The following is a 20,932-nucleotide window of genomic DNA, read 5'->3' on the forward strand; positions in this document are numbered from 1 at the left end:
AATATTATTTCCATGAAGAAATCATGGAGGTTTTTTAATGGACTATCAAAATAACATGGAGTTTGAAATCCGTAATGGTTTTTTGCCGAATATGTACAACTCAGACAGATTGAAGGTTTTAGAGGTTTCAAGTAGCAGCGTCATCATAAAAATGAGTAACACCGAGAATCGCAGTGTTTTTCCAGTGGATAATTTCGACTATTGGATCAAACGTGGCTTATTGGTCAATGTAAATGAAAAGAGACGGACATCGTAAAACAAAACAGCGACTCTCAGCCGCTGTTTTGTTTTGTAATGCTATTCATGAAAACAATCCCTGAAGCAATCATTGCAAGTTTAAACGTTGAATGGGATCCTACCATAAAATCTGGTATCGGATAAGAAGTCGGAATAAACCAGAAGAATGAAAAATATAGCAGCGGTAAGATAATGAAAATTATCTTTACCCAGTTGAACTTCCATCTTCCATTCTTTTTATATTCCTTCACTAACCCTGGTATTCCAAGATAAATACCCAAGGGAAAATACAATATAACAGCAAGGATGCTCCACGGATAGAGCCTAAACGTCTCCCTTCCAATATTCTCAAAGCTTTGTTGAAGGTTTCCAATAACAACCAGCAAAATGATAAAACCTGCTGTATACAATAAATACTTTATTACTTTGATCTATTTTCCCTCCTTAACGCATTATTCCAGCTAAATCCCTTAAATTCCTGATAAAGTTTATACGTTTCTCGAAAATTATCCTTGCGCTTCATTTCTTCCTTCTTTGTATTCCAGATATATTCTAAAGCTAAATAATTCATATCCATATCGTTCGCCTCCCTGGTTCTTAATTCAAGAATAAGGGAATTGAAGATTGGAAACATTCTCCATCAGATTGATTCTTTCTACGTCTTTTGGCTGATTCGTTTTAAGACCGTTAAATGCCTTTTTTCATTTGTGCTTCGTATTCCTTCGATGTCCTCACTTCTACGGTCAAAGTACCTTTTCCTACTATTGCTTTCAGTAAAAGTGGTACGCCAGTTGTGTTCTCGAACCTGAAGTCCTTGCCTCCATAGGAAACCGTTGCGTCCCTTCCTTCAGGAACATAGCCTACAGATAGGGAATGATGATGTTTCTCCACATAACCAACACCAAGAACATCCACAGCATTATATAAAGTAGAAGAAGTCTGGCAGATGCCGCCTCCTATCCCCATGACCAGCTTTTTGTTGACAATTTCCTCAGCAGGCTGATAGCCATGGGCTTCATCGCTCGGGCCGACAGTTGTATTAAAGGAAAACACATCCCCTGCGCCAAGGATGACATTGTTGATTGCTTCCGCTGACAGCTCAATATTCTTTGTTCTGCCCGCAACCCCAGCGTTAAAATAGGTTGTATACTTTCCTACAATAACCTCGCCAAGATGAGCAGCATCATCGATTTCATATCCGCTTGCCGTTACATAAAGCGGAAGCTCTACGATTCCCCCTTTTTCTGAGGCGTGGATGATGCTTTCAACCAGCTCCGATTCTTCCAGAATAATCAAAGGACTCCCTTTTATCACCTTGCCGTCCGGACCAAGTTTATCCGGAATCATCCGTTGATCGTATCCCGGCGTCGCGTCATTTCCGCGAGCCACCAATTCATGAGCCCATTGTTCCAATTCAGCTCTAAACTTCTCATCATCGCTTCCGTAACCCATTTCAACAGGTGTAAGTGACCTGATCACTTCTTGAGTGGTAGGCTCAATTACATTCACTACTATTGGTATAGCTTCTTGTTCTTCTTGTTCAACTGCCTCCTTTTCTTTTTTTTCATCTTCACTTCCTGTCTTGCCCTCCTGTTCAATCTCCTTTTTTTCAGTTCCTGCTTTCTCCGCAATTGGTTGTGAACAGCCAGCTAATCCAATGAATGCCGCAAAAAATAAAAACCAAATGACCTTCAAATTTCTCCCCATGTTTCCCCCATCATTTCTATTTATATTTAAAACCAGCATTCTATTGTATTCAGGAATACTTTTCCATATTTCCAAAAAAGTACTCTTCAAATAAAATTAATTGCTTTTGTCTTCACATTTCAGGAAAAAAAAGATAAAATACATATAAACCAATAAGAAAGGTCGGATTTAACATGACTACTGAGATTCGCTCAATTCCTCGGCCCCTGGTAAGAACAAATCAGTGGTTCATTGTCATTAGTGTTTTAAGCACCTGGTTAACAGGTATTGAATGGATTTTGACTTTGCCACTGCTCGCAGGAATATCAGGACTGCTGTTCGGATACAATCCGGTAATGCGAATCGGTAGACGTTTCCTGCGAAAACAAACGTCTGAATATATCCCAGAAGACTGGGAACAACAGCAGTTCAATCAAAAAATCGCTGTTTTCTGCTTAGCAGGCGGAATCATTTCCTATGCCAGTGGTTTAACGGCATTGGGACATATATTTACCGTGATGGTAGCGTTGGCCGCTTTTATTGCAATTCTGGGATTTTGCATAGGTTGCTTCATCCGTTTTCAATTGTCTAAGTACAAGCCAAAGAAACATGCAACAAATTCTTAAGAGGGTCCCGTCTTTTTTACTAGCGGGTCTCTTCTTTTTTTTGATATCCCCATCATTTTTTCGTTGAATTTCTGAGATTGACCCTTAGGAATACTGAGTGTATTCCAATCCTCATTTTTGATCATCTTTGCTAGATAGACAATCTGCCCAGCATGAGTTGCTTGATGGACAATTTGGCGCTGGATGGCTTGAATCGCAGTGTGCGGTTCGTTTCTGATTAGGACTGTTTGTTCCAAGTCCTTTTCCTTTAACTGTGAAAGCGTCTGAAAAAGCACCGTCCAGCCATCATTCCAATGAGTTAGCAAGTCCTCCCTCGTGCCAAATGTTCCTACGAATTCTCCATCCCTGGTGCGGTCTGGTTTTTCACCATCAGAGGTCAAAAAGTCACGGAATCTCGATTTAAGGTTCCCGCTCATATGCTTTGCAATTATGGCAATACTGTTGGACTCTTCATTTGGAGAAAAATGGAGCTGGTCCAGATTCAATTGTTCCATCGCTCTCTCTACCTGAATTTTAATGTTTTCGAAATTTTCATTAGCCAACTTTAAATAACTCATTTTCCGCACCTCCCTAAAATAATATTCCTCCAAAAAGACTGGATTCCTTCTGCCTTTTTCCATAATCAGGATAAAATTTTCATGATTGGTTCCTTTAAATTTGATGAGAACAATAAGATTAATCATATTAGATTTGCAAAAAAAAAAATGAGATTCCTAATAAGGAACCTCACTTTTTTATACAACCTCTGCCAAGTTACCGTTAAAACGACGTTTTTGGATAAATATCAATCTTAGTGACAACGATATTCCCGCTGCAAGCAATCCGATGGTCAGTCCTACCCAATATCCCGACGCTCCTAGTCCAGTATTATGAGCCAGCAGATAGCCAACCGGCAAACAGATGAGCCAGTAGGCGATCAAAGTGATAATAAATGATATATTCACGTCTTTGTACCCGCGCAATGCTGCGAGCGCAGTGGCCTGGATTGCGTCGGATATCATGAAAAACAAGGCATAGATCAAAAATTGTCCAGTTAAAGCGATTACTGCTGGTTCATTTGAATAAAATCCTGCTACCTCATAACGAAATAGCACGACTAGCAATCCGGCTCCAACTGCAATAATGGCACCAAGATAAATCCCCATCCAGCTGTAGGCTTTTGCATCATTATACCGGCCGGCACCGACTTCAAATCCGACCAAAACAGTTTGCGCCATTGAGATGCTCATCGGAATCATATATAGAAAGGAAACTATGTTTAGGGCTGACTGATAGGCAGCTATCGTCGTAATGTTAAATTTACTGATGAGAATTGTGACTACAGCAAACATGCTGGTCTCAAAGAAGATTGATAATCCCATCGGCACACCGATTTTCAAAATCTCCTTCACTTTTTCACCGGAAAATTCCTTGAAGTATTTCAAACCGACAAAATCCGAGAATGGTTTTTGCTTGATTATGACTGCTGCCGTCAATCCCGCAATCAGATAATAAGTAATTGAAGTAGCATAACCTGCTCCGGCTCCTCCTAATTCAGGAAAACCCCAATGACCGAAAATCAGGACATAGTTCAAGAAGAAGTTGATTGGTAACGACATGAGGAGGATATACATCACTACTCGAGTTTTTCCGAGTGCGTAAATGAATGATCTTAATACGTTAAAAATAAACAATGGGATTATTCCAAAGCCTAATCCAGCAAGGTAGCGGTACGCTGTTTCATGTACACTTCCAGGCAGGTTCATCGCTGTTAATATAGGATCTAGCAGAAAAACACCTAAAATGATGACAATTACTGCGATGATTAATGCCAAATATATTCCATGAGTGAGGATCGATGAAACTTCTTTCCCTTTCTTTTCACCAAAGCGCTGGGCTGCTATTGGAGAAACAGCAAGGAGTATCCCGCTGAGACCTGTGAAGACCGGGCTCCAAATCGATGACCCTATGGCTACACCCGCGAGGTCTGAAGAGTTATATTTCCCTGACATGATCGTATTGAAAAAGACCATTGAAAACATCCCTAATTGAGTGATCAAGATAGGAATCAACATGACAAAAATCTGTTTTATTTTTTCCTTTGTCGAAAAAGTCTGGTACATCTGTGTACTCCTTGAATATATTAATTATATAATTATAACAAAATATCTTTCCGATAACGGAAGTTTTTTCGGATCCCTAAATATTATCACTATTTTTAAAAATGGAAATACCCCCCTGATTATTTCCTTCAAAATCCTTGATACAATAGAAATATATCGAGGAGTGAATCATCATGAAAATCATAAAAATTCTATTGCTTTCGTCTCTGCTTGCCGTCCTGTCATTTTCAGCATGGATTTACTATCCCCAATACCAAATCAATAAAATAAAGCAGGAAACTGCACCTACTGTTGAAAAGACAAATAAGCTTACTTATATAGATTACTACAGAACAATTACGGACAGTACCATTAACCATCTCGCTCTCGGAGATTCCATCATACGTGGTTACCGTATTCCAGAGGAAGAGAATTTCATCAGTCAATTTTCCACCCAACTCGGTGCAGAAACTGGCAAACAAGTTCTTTCACAAAACGAAGGAGTGATCGGGATTACCAGTGAGAGGTTGAATCTTCTGGTACAGGATGGTGTGTATGACGAAGCGATCAAGGAAGCTGACCTTATTACCGTTAATGTTGGTGGCAATGACATCCTCAAAGTAGTCAAAAAAAGCGATATCTATAGTGCGCTGAAATCCTTTGAAAGTCTGCAAGAAGGTTTTTCACAAAACCTTGCTGAGATCACTTCAAAAATTGGTGAGTTGAATCCTTCGGCGACAATCGTCCTTCTTGAGCTTTATAACCCGATGCCAGCCGATCATCAATTCTATTCTTTTGCGGATAAACTTCTTCCAAAGTGGAATTTAATGATTTACGAAGCTTCAAAAGGTACATCGTCTTCCATAGTGGTACAAACTACAAATGTCATCAACAGCGAGAATTTGGAATTCCTGGCTAGCGATGGAGTGCATCCAAACCCTTCAGGCAATACAGCTATATCAAGTCAGATGCTTGAGCAATTCCAACAACAGCATAAAGCGGATGCCGTCCTGGCAAACCGCCAAAATTAAGCTGGGCTATAAGCCTGGCTTTTTTTATTTTTGCTGTTCCTCCTGGAAATGTTCATTTAACAAGGAGTTTTCAGTTGTGGCAAAATTGACGGATTGCAGACTCGTTTCTTCATCTAATCCGAATAATTTAGCTACTTCATTCTCATAGGCATGATCTGCCTTATCTTTCTTCATTTCTATACTCCTCCTTTCTATTGGTCAGTCTTAGTCTGGGCCGGGTTTGGTTCAGAATGTACCAACAGCAGTGTGTCTTCATACATACCCTACAAGAGTTTAAGGATAGATTCCCCCCTTAAAAACGAAATTATAATGGTATTACTACACCGTTTATGGTCGGCTTTTACAGTATTATGATGTATATTACAATACTCCAAAAAGTCCTAAGAATAAAAAAAAGCCAGCGCCTTGTAGAGTACAGGGGCTAGCTTACTATTAGGAGGTGTTACAAAAACCAAACTTTCACGATCTTTTCGCCTTCAATTTCATATATGGCAACCGCTTTTTTCGGCTCGGAATTTTCCCTGCCTGTAACGAGTTCATGATCAACAACCCTGTTTCCATGAACCACCCTGCCCAAAAGTTCCGCATGGTTATTTGGATGCTGTTTAAAAAGCTTGCCATATCTGGTACGCATTTCATCTATACCTCTGGTGGTTACCTCGTTGCTCGGAAATTCCATGATTACTACATTTTCACTATACACTGATAAAAAATCTTCTAAATTTTGTTTGTTATAAGCATCGAGCTGTTTTTGTGCGAGCATTTCTGAGATTCTTTCCATAAATATGTCCCCCCTTTATATAGAAATTTGTTTACTTTTACAAAACCCCCTGGAATCCAGGAGGAAGTAATTAGTTATTAACCAACTTATGAGAGTGTTTCTTTGCTGGGGCTTTTTTGCCAATTGTGTCCTCTGCCTGTGTTGCCCTTTTGATAAAGAATGCGAGCACCAAAGCGATGAAGGAAAGAAATACTGTCACATAAAAAGCATCATTGATTCCGTGAAGCATCGCTTGCATTGCTATCTGCTGTTCCAGTTCAGCTTGAACAGCAGGTGTAACAGCTTTACCTGCAGCAGCAGCCTCTTTGAGCGCTGAGGCAGCTAATTCTTTTCCATAGGTTTCTGCACGCATCGACATAACCGTCACCAACAACGCTGTTCCTATTGCACCGGAAACCTGTTGCATCGTATTGTTCATTGCTGTGCCGTGTGGATAATAACGTGCAGGCAATTGGTTTAGTCCGTTCGTATTAACAGGCATATTAACCATCGACATACCGAACATGCGAACCGTATAAAGGATGATTAGCTGAGTATAAGTTGTTTCCATTGAAAGCTTGCTGAAATAGTAGCTTGTCACAAGCGTGATGGTCAGGCCAATGACCGCCATTGCACGACCGCCAAATTTATCAAATAATCTTCCGGTAATCGGTGACATAATTGCCATGGCAATCGCGCCTGGCAACAGCATTAAGCCTGCATCCAATGGTGAAATTCCGCGTATTGTCTGCACGTAAATTGGCAGTAACAGCATGCCGGAGAACATCGCCATTGTCACGATCATCGAAATTACTGAAGATAAAGCAAACATCGGATACTTATAAATTTTGAAATTCAACATCGGATTATCCTGGCGTAATTGACGAAGGATAAAGACGATAAGTGAAACTGCCCCTATCGCTAATGTAAGATAAACATGTGGACTGTCCCATCCCTTCGAACCGGCAGAGCTGAAGCCGTATAGAAGTCCGCCAAATCCAACGCTCGATAGTGATAATGATATAAAGTCCAGACGCATATGCACTTTCTCTTTTTTATCTTTTAACAGGAAGAATCCGAGTAACAAGACCGTGGCTGCGATTGGCGTTACAAAATGGAAAAGCATTCTCCAGTCGTAATGCTCAATAAGCCAGCCTGAAAGTGTTGGACCTATTGCCGGGGCGAACATAAGTACCAAACCGAATACTCCCATTGCCGTACCACGTTTCTCGATTGGAAAGCTTACAAGCATAACATTCATCAACAGAGGCATCATGATTGCCGTACCCGAGGCCTGAATCATTCGCCCTGCTAATAAAAGAGGAAAAACGTGCGATAAACCCGCAATAATTGTACCAACTGTGAATAAACCCATTGCTGTCAAAAATAAATTTCTTACCGAATACTTTTGAATCAAATACGCACTTAGCGGAATCATCACGCCACTGACGAGCATAAATCCAGTTGTAAGCCATTGTACTGTCGTTGCCTCTACCTTCAAGTCAGTCATTATGGAAGGCAAAGCTATATTAAGCAATGTATTATTTAAAAAGGCTATAAACGCTCCAACAATTAATACCGCCAATATTCCATAGGGCGGTTTGTCAGGTGTATTCATATTTTGTTCCATTCTAGTTTCCCCCTATATTGTTCACAAATTTGTAAACAATGTAATTGCATAGACACTAGCATATACCATCGGTACAATTTTTGCAACGTTTTTAAACAGCCATTACTAGGGGTTTGTAAAGTCCGAAAATTTAATGTAGTATATTTTTATACAATCGGTACAAAAAGGTTAAGGTGATGAAATGAACGACAGAAAACGCCATGTTATTGAAAAAGCACATCAGCTTTTTATAGAAAAAGGATTCCAGACCACCTCTATTCAGGATATCCTCGATTACAGCGGAATATCGAAAGGAACATTCTATAATTATTTTTCTTCCAAAAATCAACTGCTCATGGATATTTTTAGAACAACCTTCAAGAAGATAGAGATTGACAGGAATGGATTGCTGTTTGGCAAGGATCCTGGTGACCCGGAAATCTTTATAAGCCAAATCGAATTACAGATGACCGCAAACCGGGAAAATAAGATCGTTCCGCTTTTTGAAGAAGTATTTTTCTCAGGTGATAAAGAGCTCAAACAATTTATCGAAGTAGGGCAAATGAAGATATTGCGCTGGTTTTCTGATCGTCTCGGGGATATAACTGATGATATTTGTAAACCATACCTTCTCGACGGTGCCATAATGCTTAATGGCATCCTGCTCCAGAACATCAGGTTCCATCGTAAAGCGAACGGAGAAGCTGCGAGTTTACATCCAGTTGTAAGGTATAGTGTAACCCGAATTTTGAATATGCTTGAAGAACTGGCACAATCTGGAGAACAATTAGTTCCACCGGAAATCATGGATCAATGGCTTCCTGTTTCCAGAACAGAGGAACTTGACTGGAGAATTAACATTCATTCAGTCATCTCTCGAATGAAGAAGCTGGACTGCAATAACACTGATTATCTTAAAAAGCTTGATTTCATCGAAGAAGAAATTCTTCGTTCCTCAACCCCGAGAAAATTCCTGATTGACAGTGTCCTATTATCACTGGCCACGGTGAATAAATATGAGCTCGATGAACTACAGGCACTGATAGACGAGAATTTGCTCGAAAAGGCATAAAAAACGGGGAGAAAACAGTCCATTTGTTTTCTCCCCGCTTTTTGAAATTAATTGTGAAGATGCTGTTGGCAAATAGCGGAGAGCACTTCATTTTGCATTTGTTTTTTCTCGCTTTTTCGTCCCATTATCGATATAAATATGGGCATAAGTTGCTTTTTTGATAGAAAGTCGCATTAGAAGCTAAATTATCGTCCAATTTTCGTTATTATTGACTGGCATTTTATTGCTTAAAGAATGTTATTGGCGATTTTCACAACTTTATTGGCGATAATTAAAATTTATTGGCGAACTGGAAATTTTGAGTGTTTTTTTCCAGCTAACAAACTTGTGATAAGGTCAAAAACAGCTTTTTATATGAGTTTGATTTTCTGTTTCAAAAAATTTGGACAGTAATTCCATTCTCTCCCGCCACTTAGTGCTTAACCTGCACTTAAAGTCAATTTTCCGTTTTCAGCCCGCCTAAATAATATCCCACAAGTTCTGGATAGTCTTCAAGCTCTTTCTTTCCTTGTTCTGTGATGACATAAATGCCTCTCTCCACTCTTTCAAACCATTTGTAATAGTTTTTCTGAAGAATCAAGGGTGTCTTATCTCCTGTACCGAGAGCAACGAGCGCTTTCGGAGACATTTGTCCGAGTTTTTCTAGATAACAAGCGATTTGGATGCAATTTTCTTTGTAGGCAGTCATGATTTTGGTTTTAGTGCTGCCGCCGATATTGTAATCAGCGCTTCTTCCTTCTATTTCTTTAATCAACGCTGCTTTCTTCCTCGTATTCTTGCTTGTCATGCGCTTATATGGTTCCGGGTGAACCTTAAACTCAACACTTTTCCGATTACCAGAAAATGATACTATTATCAGTCCCAATTCCAGCCTTTTAACTAATTGGATGATATCATTCCAGCGTTTCCTTGAAATGCGTTTTGGTTTCGGTATCGCTATATATACGAGATCAGTCAGCCTTTGCCTTCTCGTTGCCTGAAGCAAAAGGTCGATATTCAGATTTAGTTTTAATTCGACGATTATGATTTCCTCATCCTTGACAGCCGTTAAATCGCAATCGTGTACCTCACCATTGACACGATAGCCTTGTTTAATAAAATGCTTTCGGATTGGCTCATATAAATCAGCTTCGTAAAGTTTCGTCATGTGTCAAACCCTTCTGTCTTCCCTGCGGTTTTTCCTATCATTATAGCAAACTTTTTAAATGGATTAAGTCATTTAGACAAGCCAGCTACATATAATGTTTACGGATTATGCAGTGGAGGATAAACAAATGAGGGTATTATTGCTGTTTTTATTGACTCTTCTTCTTGGACTAATGGTTTTCCTGAAATTTGAAATGGACGAAGCACGAAAGGTTTCCAACGAGGTTGAAGCTGAGTATTTTACAGAAGAATTCATCATCAACAAGAGCGACGATTCTGGATTTTATGGAGAGAGCACGGATGGAAAAAGCATTTATTTTAAAAAAGAAAAAGTGCCAGCTTACGTGAAAATCCAAAGTGGCGATTCCGTTCTACTTTATTTTGATAAAGGCGGCCGAATAGATGGCCCTGTGAAAATCGAGAAAATAGACTAGGGAGCCAGCTGATTGCGGGCTCCCTGTACTTTTTATCGAATAGCTTTTCTTTCCTCAAGTTTCTGCGCGATCGCTGTCGTAAGCTCTTGACCGCTTTTCGGGAGTGAAGATTTCATGACTGCATTCATAACTGGTGCAAGGGCGCCGTCTGCAGTCATTTCAAGATAACCAGTCATCTTTGTCCGGTTTTGTCCTAACGCTTCTGCGTTAAAATATCCTTTACCAGTCAGATTTTCATTGATGCCCTTCAAGTCGAATGTCACCCGTGTCGGTTCAATCCACTCTCTTATGGTAACCTGTAAACTGATTTTCTTCTTCAATACACCAACCGTCTCCTTGAATGCCCATTTGGACTGCTTTTCGCTTAATTTTTCATGACTGATATATCCGGGCAATAATGGTGCCCAGTTGTCCATGTCTTTTACGAAATCCCAAACCTGGTCTATCGGAACATCAATTATGATATCATGTCTTCCTTCTGGCATGATTTCTCCTCCTTTGTTGAAAATATCCTCTAAGAGTTATATGTTTTACAGACGGATTTATACTTCATTAAATAATCTTCTGCTGCCCTTAAAATGGATAACTAAGAAACAGCTAGATGGGCAGTCCTTTCGCAGAGATAAGGCCACCTGAAAAAGATCAATCACCGATCCATATTGTATTTTCCCTTGTAAAAATAAAAAACACACCTAGTTTGGTGTGTTTGATGACATTTCAAATCCATTGACGAAGTATTCAATCGTTTCAAGTTCTTCTTCTGTAAGGTCCCTGTTAACCTTTTTTCTGAAATCCTCTATCATCAATTTTGAATTTCCACGATGTTTTTCAGTCAGATCACCAATAGACCTAAGGAGATTCGCTTGGTCTTGGAACTCTTTTTTAGAAATTATGCCAGAGTGAGAAAGTATGAAAGTGTCTGCATCAAACACTTCAATTTTCCTCAGTAAGTCTCTTGTTCCCTCGACAGTATAGTTGTCTTTTGCCGAAAAGATATCGGGATAAATGCTGTCAGCCAGGAACAATATTTTTTCCTCTTTGACATATACGACCACCGAATCTTCAGCATGGTCACCGCCCACATGCTTGATAACGCAGGTAATGCCACCAAGATCTATTTCGATTTCATCATCAAAGGTCACCTCAGGCAAAGTGATTGTAATGTCCCGATGATCCGGAAACTCTTGTTTAATTGCGTTCGCGCAAAATTCAATTTCAGTTCCTTCTGCTACCCTTTGGTCTATTGCCTCATTTGACCAGGATAACGGGAGCAGCTTTTCAATATCATTCCTCGTTTTCTTTGAAGAGAATGAAACGGTATTTCCAAGCGCAGACAGGCCGAATATATGGTCCCAATGCCAGTGTGTCAAAACCACATAAGATGGCTCATCTACACCCTGTACTTTTAACATATCTTTGAAAAGATTGGCGTGGTCTTCAGAGTTCCCGGCGTCAATCATCAGCGTTCTTTCATTGCCTGCGACCATCCCCAGGATTGGTCTGTCTGTTTCAGAAACAGGCGTCATATACCAAAATCGCTTCCCTATTCTTTCGATTGATTGCATTTAATTCACCTATTTTCCAGTGGCTTTTGTCCAGAATTCCTTTAATTTTTCTTGATACTCTTGTTCAGCGATAGTGTATGCCTCCGTGTGCCCGGCGCCAGGAACAATCCATAGTTCTTTATCGCTTTTCGCTATTTCAAAAATGCGTTTTCCCATTTCAGTCGGTACTAATGCATCCTTGTCACCGTGAATGATGAGTAATGGGAGTCTATTTTTCTCAACACTGTCTAATGCCGAAGCTTCAGCGAATGTGTAGCCTGCCCTGATATTCGTGATCACAGAGGTAACCTGCATGACCGGGAATGCTGGAAGATTATACAGGTATTTCAATTGGTGGCTCAGTTCCTCAAGAACCGTCGTATACCCGCTGTCAGCAATAATTCCCTTGACCTGTTCAGGAAGTTTTTCTCCGCTTGCCATCAGTACAGTTGCTGCACCCATGGAAAAGCCATGCAGGAAAATATCATCAGTCCCAGCTTCTTTAGCTAAAAACTTTGACCATAGTACGTAATCCTTGCGATCATGCCATCCATAACCTATATAATCACCTTCACTCAAGCCATGACCTCTCGCATCAGGCTTAAGAATATCATACCCTTGCTCATAGTAAAACTTCGTGATTCCAGGCATTTGCTCACTATTCCCTTTATATCCATGAGCTAAAATCACAGCTTTTCCAGAAGGATTAGCATTTTTTAAGAAACGTGCCTTCAGCTTAAGGCCGTCATCGGATTTTATTTCTACCATTTCAAAGTTTTGCTTTTCGGTCCAGGCTGTAATTTCCTCCAGTTTCTTCTGCTCTTCTTCTTCACTAAGCAGTTTGGCTGCTGTGACACTTTCCCCGCCGCCATGAAGATCCATAGATTCTTGACTTCGATTTATGGCAACATTATAAAAGTAATTACCAGCAGCAATCAATCCGATGAAAATCGCGAGAAACGTACCGATCGCTATCAATATTATCTTTTCCTTCATAGCCAGATTCCCCTTTTTCCCCTAGTTTCTTTATCTATTTAAAAATAGTTTACCAGATAGGGCGAAAAAAAGACCATTTTGCAGCATTTTGTAAAAGTTAGATTTGCAGGTTTCATGGGTATATATAAGTAAAACCGATAGGAGGCTGATTGAAATGGGAATTGAGAAAAAACATATCCTTAAATCATATAAAAACGAACAAAAAGCTATTGATTCAATTGAAAAGATAAAGGATGAAAAAGATAATCCTGTCAACAGTTCCATTTCAGGCTATAATGTCGAAAAGAAATCGACTAAAGAATATCCTACCAACGCCTTCAGCCCAGGCGAGCTTGATATGGGAGAACCTGCATTTAAAGATTACGAGGATGACCCTACAGAAAACCCCGGGGTAGAAACGAATAAAAACAAGGATATCGACAGGCCGTTGCCTGAACGAGCAATGAATAATCGCATCAGATAAGACCAGGTGCACGGATTTTCCGTGCACCTTTACTATAGACTTCGATCTATACTGGTTAATGTTTTGCCTATGGAGTCCTGGATCACATATGTATCAGGTGCATAGTCATATGGAGTCTCACCCTTGTTGATGATAATCATAGGAATTCCGTCATTTTTATATTGAGGAAAGGCTGAAAATGGTGTAACTTTCAAACTCGAACCCAACACTAGCAAACAGTCCGCGTCAGCTATAAATCCTAGAATCTGTTCAAACCCTTCAGCTGTGAACCATTCCCCCGCATCCCCGAATAAAACGACATCTGGTTTTATGTAGCTTCCTGAATTGCAGCGATCGCAAACATAATAATGATTTGTCTCTTTCATTCTGTTTATCATTTCTTCCAAACTATATTTCACGCCACAATTTAGACAGGAAGACGTTTTCATAGTTCCATGGAATTCAATGACACTTTTATTTCCTGCTTTTTGATGGAGGCCATCTATATTTTGCGTAATGATATGATGAACTTTTCCCTCTTTCTCCCATTTAGCAAGAATATCGTGTCCTTTATTCGGAACAGCATTTGGATGGTATAGATTTTCGATTGCGAATTCGTAAAAATCTTTTGGATTCTTGTAAAAATACTCTAAAGACAGGATGTATTCTGGAGCCATGGCATAAAGCCCTGTGCTAGAACGAAAATCCCTGATTCCGGATTCAGTGCTGATTCCTGCCCCAGAAAGCACAACAATTTTGTTGGCATTTTGTATGATTTTCGTACTTAACTCAAGATTTAAGTCCATGAATATCAGCTCCTTAATTAAGTTAATTTATTTATGTTAACCAAATTATTTTTGTGTTGACATATAATATTCAAAAAGTTTAATCTATTATTGCACATAAAATACATAAAGGGGATTTAGTAATGAAATTTAGAACTCTTGATTTAACATTGGCAGCGATGTTTGTTGCCCTGATGGCTTTTGGCTCGAACATCACATCTATTGTACCATTCATGGTTGTCGGCGGCGTGCCGATCACATTGCAAACCTTCTTCGCCATTCTTGCTGGAGCCGTTCTAGGCAGCAGGTTAGGCGCTATTTCAATGGTCGTTTACGCATTAGTAGGACTAGTAGGTGTCCCGGTTTTCGCTCAATTCAGTGCAGGTTTTGGAACATTGATCAGCCCGACTTTCGGATTTATTCTTTCATTTATTTTTACTGCTTACGCTGTTGGTAAAATTGTTGAGAAGAAACGTAGTGTTGCGACATTCATCATTGCATCACTAATTGGACTTGCCATTAATTATATCATCGGAACAAACTGGATGTATTTTGCCTATAAATTCTGGGCAGCAGCTCCAAAAGGCTTTTCGTATGAAATGGCTTGGCTTTGGATGGTCGTTCCGCTGCCAAAAGATATCATCCTTGCTGTTTTTGCGGGCCTGATGGCAGCAAGACTTGAAAGATCTGTGCTTTCGAGACCAAGCTTCAGCCATTTACGCAAAACAGCTTAATAAGATAGGCTGTTGTTTTAAAAAATTGCACAAAGAAGGACAGCTATTACAGCTGTCCTTCTTTGTGCCCGGCAAGTCCTATGTTCACTAGAACGATGTGAGAAGTCTCTGGCTCCTCACACCAGACAACTCCCAGATCATTTCCTTGTATTCCGCTTTTCAATTTTCTTGTGTTCAGGTTTTTTCGGATAATCAGCAGCACCTTCAGGCGGCGCAGTGAAATCTCCTCTTTGGTCGAGGTAATTGTTTTTATTTTTCATTAAATCTTCTCCTTTTCAATTACATACCTGGTTGATGTTCCTTCAATTGTTTCTCGATCGCCTTATCCCTCTCTCCTCCATCTGCAAGTTCTTCTGAAAACTCATGTTCCTGAACTTGAAGTCCTGGCTTTCTCACAAGCTTTGAGCTCGCAATTGTTTCGGCAGAAAGGTTGTTATTCGGAGCACCTTCTTCATTCCATTTTCCCATTAACCTAACCTCCTTTTCCTTACTATTTGTTTTTGGCTTATTTCGCATTCATCGGTGGTTTTTGTAAATGTTCTTGACTCAGCAAGCATCTTGGCTCTATAAAGCGTGCTTTTCAGGATGCCAACCCTTCCTGAAAGTGGATTCTTCATTAAGAACATTCAGCCTAACTGAAAAATGGAGCCCTTCACCATCGGCGGAGGGCTCCACTTTGAATTTTACTACTTCTTCCCTTTTTTCTTTACGTTGATGAACAACTTGCCATCAGCGGTCTTTCTTGTTTCATTGCCGTAGGAATCAACTGCTTTAACTTCAATAACTGCTCCATCTGCTACGAAATCTTTCGTAGCTGTGTAGTATCCCACATAATAACCTGGGGACAACTCACGCATCGGAAGTTCAGTCGCATTGGTAGTTTGCGCGTTGTTTGTTAAAGGCATGTGAAGGACAAATGTCGCATCCAGGTCCTCTTCACTCGTGAACTCGATTTTTACACTTTCACCTTTCTTGAGTGTAACATCCTCTGCCGGTTTCAATTCTGAGATGACAGGAGCCGTGAATTTTACATCGACAGTCACAATTTCTTCTGAAGTGTTGCCCGCTTTATCATTGGCAACGACCTTGATTTCATTAACACCCTCATCCAGCATGACTCTTGCTGAATACTTTCCATCCTCTACCTTGGCAGCAGTTCCATTGACTGTTACTGTGTCCAAATGATCGTCAGCAATTGTTCCCGTTACTGTCACTGTTTCTTTATTAATCTTGCTGCTGTCTGCTGGTGAAGTAATCGTCAACTCTGGTGCATGTGGATCATAAGTGACCGTAACTGCTTCAGATGGGTCTGTAACACCTTGCTCTGTCGAAGCTTTAGCTGTTAAAGTGTTTTCGCCTTCCTGGAGTTCGACCTCAACTTCGTAAGAACGATCATCATTGGCGGCAACCGTAGCAACCTCTTCTCCATCATTGTAAATATGGACAGTCGTTGTAGGGGCTGCTTCACCTTTAACTGTTACAGTTCCATCGTTTGTGAAAGACCCATCAACTGGAGATGAAATGGTTGGTGCTGTCACTTCATAATCTACAACTGCGCGAATCATATAGTTTCCTTCATCTTCTGGTGAAGGTGACCAGCCACCGCCGACCAGCTGCCAGCTCCTTAAGGCATTTTCACCATCTTCATCTGTTGCAAGTCCTGGCGAAGCTGTATTGATGCCAGCCTGGATATAGACTAGGTAGAAATCGCCTTCTACCACGATTCCATGGCTGCTCAAATCAACATGTGTCCACTCGCCATTCCTTAATGCCGTTGCATCGATCGGACCTGCGAGTTTCTTTCCGGGTGCTCCATCAGTGCCAGTAGCATCATAAACTTCTACCTTGAAGTCTGTGCCGCCTGGAACCGGCCACTCTGTATCCCAGAAACGGAACAAGCCGCCAGTAACCAATGCTTTATCATTGCCCTTTTCCAATGACATTTTCACTGCCCAGCCATTGCCTGCATCATAGAAGGCTCTTGCATTTTCAGCAGTGCCATCGTCGTAGCCAATTTCACCAGGATACCCGATGAATGGTTTGATTTCGAAATCTTGCTGGATGTTCCCTTCGATATTAATTGAAGCTTCCTGACTGTAGTAATGAGGCGCAATTACCTTTAATGTGTACTCGCCTTCATATGCTGTCAGTGAGTATTGACCACTGTCATCAGTCGATACAGGTGCGATGTTCGCATCCTCTACGACGTAAACAGTTGCCCCCGCAACAGGCTCACCTGTTGCTTTGTTTGTAATGGAACCAGTTACCGTACCCTTAGGTAATTCCTCAAGGTTAAAGTTGGCGATTGCCTCTCCATCCTGTTCAATGTCAACCGTTTGTGTTTGCGGACGGAAACCATAAGCTTCTGCAATAACTGTAAAAGTACCTGCAGCATGAGTTAATTCATAACTGCCGTTTGCAGGGTTTGTTTTTACAGAACGTCCTGATTCCACCACTGAGACTTGTGCCTGCATAGGCAAAGCCATGGGTGAAGATGTGTTTTCAGCCTTCTTAGCCTTAGGAAGTGCGATGGTGATCTTATTTGCATCCACTGGCTCTTTCAAGCTTGCTTTTGAATCATCTTTTTCAACGCCAAGATTGGCAGTTGCTTGTTCAGGGAGAGGAGTATCCGCCAAGCGGACGTCATCCAAGTACCAGCCATCCCTGACTACGCTGCCATCCGTTGTTACATTGAAGGCAATATAGATTCTCTGTCCTGCATATTCACTTAAATCAACTTCACCATCAATCCAGCCATTTGATAAATTGTTCACACGAAGTTTTTGAACCCAATTCACCGCATCTGTCGATACAAAAACATGGCCGTAATCATAATTTCGCTCAAGGTTATACCACTGCTTGAACTGAAGGTAGCTGCTGCCCTCCGGCAAATCCATCGGCGGCATTTGCAATGACATATTCGCCCGGTTCTGGTATGTTCCTGCAAGCGTCGTTCCATAAACTTTTTCACCTGATAAAGCGGATCCAGGACCTGATGTCGGAGTTCCCCATTCCCAGCTGTTTGCATCTCCATATGTGGTCCATCCAGCAGTATCATTTTCAAAGTCTTGTTGGTATCCTACTGTTATTCCCGGCAAGACATTTACACTGTGCTCACTTACTGTTTCATTGCCTCCGAAATCGAATGCTTTCCATTTGTAGTTGAACTGACTGCCAGCGATGGCTTCCCCTGGCACGTCTGCGCGATATGTTCCATTGTTATAGTCACCATTAGTGCGAACTGCGGCAACAGATGACCAAGTTCCGTCCTCCAATTGATATTCAAGTTCTACATTTGTTACACTGATGTTGTCGACAGCTGAAGCCTCTAAAGTCAGCGGCATTCCTGCGAAAACCGTGGCAGGTTGGGAATGCTCTAATTCCGGCGCTTCACTGTCGTCTCCATCTTTTGTTACCTGACCTTTTAATTTTCCTAGGCCGGATACAACAGATGAAACAGCATCGAAAACATTCAATAATCCAGCTCCATAGCCGTTATTTGGAGATTCTGGGTATGCATTGTCTGTTAATGGCAGTGCGGTAGTCATCAGAATTTCTTCTAATTCATCAACCCTCAGATTTGAATTTGCCTGCAGCAATAATGCTACTGCCGCTGATACATGCGGCCCGGCCATCGAAGTGCCATTCCATCCACCTTCATATCCGCCTCCTGGTACAGATGAACGAATATTGACTCCCGGTGCTGAAAGCTCAGGCTTGATTTCTCCATAAGGAGATGGGCCAAGCAATGAAAAGCTTCCTAGGTTATTGTTGATATCAGTCGCTCCTGTAGCCACTGATTCAGGATAGTTAGCAGGATTAGCTACTGATCCTGGTCCTCCAGGATTACTGAACGTAGTATTTCCCGCTGAGAATTCCGGGAAGATCTCTGCCGCTCTCCAGGCTTGAACCATTGGACGATACCATTCATCCATTCCTGCTCCGCCACCCCATGAATTGTTGACAACATCAGGGGCTAAATCAGGGTTTCCATTTGGAGCAAGAATCCACTCGCCTGCTTCCAACAGGTCAACATCAGTGCCGCCCGCAGCTGTAAAAGCTTTAACAGCTATCCATTTTGCTCCCGGTGCGACTCCGATCGCATTGGCACCATCTCGCTCTGCTCCGACCATCGTACCAGTTACATGTGTTCCATGACCATGGTCATCATATGGTGCAGATTGCCCAGCTACTGCATCAAACCAGTGATCTGCATGCGACGCTTCACCAGTTACTGCGTCATAACCTCGGTATTGATCCCGTAATGCTGGGTGGTTCCACTGTACACCTGTGTCGATGGAGGCAACTGTGATGCCGCTCCCGTCTATCCCCATATCCCATACAGCCGGTGCCCCAACCCGGTCAATATTCCATTCGATCGAATTTGTCTTGGCTGCAGGATCTTGTACAGCAACCGCCGACTTTTCCGGAACAAATAGCTGTCTTGTTTCATTAGGAAGGATTTTATCAACTTCCTGGAAGCCCGCTACTTTTTCCATTACTTCTCTAGTGGCAGTAACGGCGATGCCATTAACTACATAATAAGAGTGAACATCTTTAGCGATTCCTTTTTTCTCTTGCTTTCTTAGGTATTCAAGGACATCAAATTGAGTCTGCTGAGCTTTTGCCTTCAGCTCGGAAACGACCGTGGAGCGTTTCATTGATTTAGCTTTAGCTGGCGTCGCCTTTTTTAAGCTGGCCTTTTTATCAGCCTCCTTGGCAACAGCATTCGTGTCCACCTGCTCCTTCATTTTAACAAGGAAGGTGACCTTTTCCTGCTCACCGAATTGATCATATAACTTCTTATTTACCTTTTGTCTTGAAGTCTGGATCGCTTCTTTTGCAGAAACACTTACTCCTTTGTTTGCCGCTGCAGTATTCATTTGAGTTTGTAAAAGCATTGGCAATACTAGTGCGGTTGTGAGAAGAACGGATAATAATCTGTTTTTCTTTCGTTTCATCCACTTACCTCCTAAGTATTTTTTGGAAATAGCTATCCTCCCCCCGTCGCATTTTCTATGTAAAAATAGGTGCTAATTTAAAAATAGACCTCTAAAGCTTGGTTTTGTGTCGAAAAATAGGGTTTAAATCTGAATATTAAGTAAATGATTAATAAGTAGTTGTTGGGAAAATAGGTAAATAAATCCAAAGAGGTGTATCTTCCAGTAATGAACAGCATATTCGCACACTAAATTCCCGATTTACTAGGAAAAATACAAATGTCTTTCTGGGGCGAAAGAAAAAAAGGGTAAATACTCCTGCTTTTATAAATCTGCACACCGATTTTTGGTACTAGAATCCTACTCCCAATCTCTTTCTTAGTAAACGGGGATTTTATCTAATAGTTAAAGCGGGGCTAATGGAGGATTATAAATGGAAAACTAGATTTAAGTTGATTTTTCTTCCACATCCTGTTATTCTTAAGGAGAATTATTTTTGTTCGGTGTAAAGGATAGAAATTATTTCGTCTTAATGATCACTTTGGGCAAGGATAGTAACAAAATGTGCTAACGCACTGGGAGGTAACAAGTAATGGAACAAGGTACAGTAAAATGGTTTAACGCAGAAAAAGGTTTTGGATTCATCGAGCGCGAAGGTGGAGACGACGTATTCGTACACTTCTCTGCTATCCAATCTGAAGGTTTCAAATCATTAGACGAAGGTCAAAAAGTATCTTTCGACGTTGAGCAAGGCGCTCGCGGACCACAAGCTGCTAACGTATCAAAACTATAATATTAGTTTTGTTTAA

24 protein-coding genes are annotated in these 20,932 nt (G+C 41.0%); 8 read left to right on the plus strand and 16 right to left on the minus strand.

The features are described 5' to 3' along the window. Positions 1–37 precede the first annotated feature (37 nt). Positions 38–256 (plus strand): hypothetical protein, encoded by a 219-nt coding sequence (locus TY49_RS12440; protein WP_041966233.1) that lies wholly within the window; start codon positions 38–40, stop codon positions 254–256. Positions 257–272: 16 nt separating this feature from the next. Here the strand turns inward: TY49_RS12440 and TY49_RS12445 are convergent, their stop codons facing one another. The 3 genes from TY49_RS12445 to TY49_RS12450 form a co-directional block, all read right to left on the minus strand. Further along, a complete protein-coding gene (locus TY49_RS12445) occupies positions 273–623 on the minus strand; it encodes a hypothetical protein (RefSeq protein WP_156972676.1) in 351 nt (116 codons plus the stop codon). A gap of 35 nt (positions 624–658) precedes the next feature. Next, on the minus strand, positions 659–814 hold the full coding sequence (locus TY49_RS24670; RefSeq protein WP_156972677.1) for a hypothetical protein: 156 nt from the start codon (positions 812–814) through the stop codon (positions 659–661). Between the two features lie 110 nt (positions 815–924). After that, positions 925–1,944 carry a VanW family protein gene (locus tag TY49_RS12450; protein WP_041966235.1) on the minus strand — a complete coding sequence of 340 codons (1,020 nt, stop codon included), beginning with the start codon at positions 1,942–1,944 and terminating at the stop codon, positions 925–927. Positions 1,945–2,117: 173 nt separating this feature from the next. Between TY49_RS12450 and TY49_RS12455 the strand changes: the two genes are divergently transcribed. Continuing rightward, positions 2,118–2,549 carry a DUF4395 domain-containing protein gene (locus tag TY49_RS12455; RefSeq protein ID WP_041966236.1) on the plus strand — a complete coding sequence of 144 codons (432 nt, stop codon included), beginning with the start codon at positions 2,118–2,120 and terminating at the stop codon, positions 2,547–2,549. Here TY49_RS12455 and TY49_RS12460 read toward each other — a convergent pair. Beyond that, positions 2,546–3,106 carry a DUF1572 family protein gene (locus TY49_RS12460; RefSeq protein ID WP_041966278.1) on the minus strand — a complete coding sequence of 187 codons (561 nt, stop codon included), beginning with the start codon at positions 3,104–3,106 and terminating at the stop codon, positions 2,546–2,548. The genes TY49_RS12455 and TY49_RS12460 overlap by 4 nt on opposite strands. A 177-nt stretch (positions 3,107–3,283) precedes the next feature. Beyond that, positions 3,284–4,651 (minus strand): MATE family efflux transporter, encoded by a 1,368-nt coding sequence (locus tag TY49_RS12465; RefSeq protein ID WP_041966237.1) that lies wholly within the window; start codon positions 4,649–4,651, stop codon positions 3,284–3,286. Between the two features lie 173 nt (positions 4,652–4,824). Here TY49_RS12465 and TY49_RS12470 point away from each other — a divergent pair, with 173 nt between their 5' ends. After that, positions 4,825–5,661, plus strand: coding sequence for a GDSL-type esterase/lipase family protein (locus TY49_RS12470; RefSeq protein WP_041966238.1), 837 nt, complete (start codon positions 4,825–4,827; stop codon positions 5,659–5,661). A 24-nt stretch (positions 5,662–5,685) separates the two neighbouring features. On the opposite strand, the gene TY49_RS25000 is transcribed toward TY49_RS12470, so the two are convergent. The 3 genes from TY49_RS25000 to TY49_RS12480 form a co-directional block, all read right to left on the minus strand. Then, the gene (locus tag TY49_RS25000; protein ID WP_198135616.1) at positions 5,686–5,835 is read right to left on the minus strand and encodes a hypothetical protein; all 150 of its coding nucleotides are present in this window, start codon (positions 5,833–5,835) and stop codon (positions 5,686–5,688) included. Positions 5,836–6,103: 268 nt separating this feature from the next. Continuing rightward, the gene (locus TY49_RS12475; RefSeq protein ID WP_041966239.1) at positions 6,104–6,442 is read right to left on the minus strand and encodes a nuclear transport factor 2 family protein; all 339 of its coding nucleotides are present in this window, start codon (positions 6,440–6,442) and stop codon (positions 6,104–6,106) included. Between the two features lie 70 nt (positions 6,443–6,512). After that, on the minus strand, positions 6,513–8,051 hold the full coding sequence (locus TY49_RS12480; RefSeq protein WP_041966240.1) for a DHA2 family efflux MFS transporter permease subunit: 1,539 nt from the start codon (positions 8,049–8,051) through the stop codon (positions 6,513–6,515). Between the two features lie 181 nt (positions 8,052–8,232). Between TY49_RS12480 and TY49_RS12485 the strand changes: the two genes are divergently transcribed. Further along, positions 8,233–9,102, plus strand: coding sequence for a TetR/AcrR family transcriptional regulator (locus TY49_RS12485; protein ID WP_041966241.1), 870 nt, complete (start codon positions 8,233–8,235; stop codon positions 9,100–9,102). A 436-nt stretch (positions 9,103–9,538) separates the two neighbouring features. Here TY49_RS12485 and TY49_RS12490 read toward each other — a convergent pair whose 3' ends face one another. After that, positions 9,539–10,249, minus strand: a complete 711-nt coding sequence (locus tag TY49_RS12490) for a DUF2161 domain-containing phosphodiesterase (RefSeq protein ID WP_041966242.1) — start codon at positions 10,247–10,249, stop codon at positions 9,539–9,541. 127 nt (positions 10,250–10,376) lie between these two features. On the opposite strand from TY49_RS12490, the gene TY49_RS12495 reads away from it, so the two are divergent. Continuing rightward, positions 10,377–10,682, plus strand: a complete 306-nt coding sequence (locus tag TY49_RS12495) for a hypothetical protein (RefSeq protein WP_041966243.1) — start codon at positions 10,377–10,379, stop codon at positions 10,680–10,682. Positions 10,683–10,714: 32 nt separating this feature from the next. Here the strand turns inward: TY49_RS12495 and TY49_RS12500 are convergent, their stop codons facing one another. From TY49_RS12500 to TY49_RS12510, 3 genes are all read right to left on the minus strand, one after another. Continuing rightward, on the minus strand, positions 10,715–11,167 hold the full coding sequence (locus TY49_RS12500) for an SRPBCC family protein (RefSeq protein WP_041966244.1): 453 nt from the start codon (positions 11,165–11,167) through the stop codon (positions 10,715–10,717). A gap of 207 nt (positions 11,168–11,374) precedes the next feature. Beyond that, positions 11,375–12,247, minus strand: coding sequence for an MBL fold metallo-hydrolase (locus TY49_RS12505; protein WP_041966245.1), 873 nt, complete (start codon positions 12,245–12,247; stop codon positions 11,375–11,377). A gap of 9 nt (positions 12,248–12,256) precedes the next feature. Continuing rightward, positions 12,257–13,222 carry an alpha/beta hydrolase gene (locus TY49_RS12510; protein ID WP_041966246.1) on the minus strand — a complete coding sequence of 322 codons (966 nt, stop codon included), beginning with the start codon at positions 13,220–13,222 and terminating at the stop codon, positions 12,257–12,259. A 154-nt stretch (positions 13,223–13,376) separates the two neighbouring features. Between TY49_RS12510 and TY49_RS12515 the strand changes: the two genes are divergently transcribed. Continuing rightward, positions 13,377–13,685, plus strand: a complete 309-nt coding sequence (locus TY49_RS12515) for a hypothetical protein (RefSeq protein WP_041966247.1) — start codon at positions 13,377–13,379, stop codon at positions 13,683–13,685. A gap of 32 nt (positions 13,686–13,717) precedes the next feature. On the opposite strand, the gene TY49_RS12520 is transcribed toward TY49_RS12515, so the two are convergent. After that, positions 13,718–14,470, minus strand: coding sequence for an NAD-dependent protein deacylase (locus TY49_RS12520; protein ID WP_041966248.1), 753 nt, complete (start codon positions 14,468–14,470; stop codon positions 13,718–13,720). A gap of 122 nt (positions 14,471–14,592) precedes the next feature. Here TY49_RS12520 and TY49_RS12525 point away from each other — a divergent pair, with 122 nt between their 5' ends. After that, on the plus strand, positions 14,593–15,183 hold the full coding sequence (locus tag TY49_RS12525; protein WP_041966249.1) for a biotin transporter BioY: 591 nt from the start codon (positions 14,593–14,595) through the stop codon (positions 15,181–15,183). Positions 15,184–15,320: 137 nt separating this feature from the next. Here the strand turns inward: TY49_RS12525 and TY49_RS25420 are convergent, their stop codons facing one another. The 3 genes from TY49_RS25420 to TY49_RS12535 all read right to left on the minus strand — a co-directional run bounded on the left by TY49_RS25420 (position 15,321) and on the right by TY49_RS12535 (position 20,144). Beyond that, on the minus strand, positions 15,321–15,443 hold the full coding sequence (locus tag TY49_RS25420) for a hypothetical protein (protein WP_269745741.1): 123 nt from the start codon (positions 15,441–15,443) through the stop codon (positions 15,321–15,323). 19 nt (positions 15,444–15,462) lie between these two features. Next, a complete protein-coding gene (locus tag TY49_RS12530) occupies positions 15,463–15,651 on the minus strand; it encodes a hypothetical protein (protein WP_041966250.1) in 189 nt (62 codons plus the stop codon). A 218-nt stretch (positions 15,652–15,869) separates the two neighbouring features. Beyond that, positions 15,870–20,144 carry a S8 family peptidase gene (locus TY49_RS12535; protein ID WP_041966251.1) on the minus strand — a complete coding sequence of 1,425 codons (4,275 nt, stop codon included), beginning with the start codon at positions 20,142–20,144 and terminating at the stop codon, positions 15,870–15,872. A 571-nt stretch (positions 20,145–20,715) separates the two neighbouring features. Here TY49_RS12535 and TY49_RS12540 point away from each other — a divergent pair. Further along, the gene (locus TY49_RS12540; protein ID WP_023614374.1) at positions 20,716–20,916 is read left to right on the plus strand and encodes a cold-shock protein; all 201 of its coding nucleotides are present in this window, start codon (positions 20,716–20,718) and stop codon (positions 20,914–20,916) included. The last annotated feature ends 16 nt before the right edge of the window (positions 20,917–20,932 follow it).

Source organism: Mesobacillus selenatarsenatis SF-1 (assembly GCF_000813125.1).
Lineage (GTDB): Bacteria > Bacillota > Bacilli > Bacillales > Cytobacillaceae > Mesobacillus > Mesobacillus selenatarsenatis.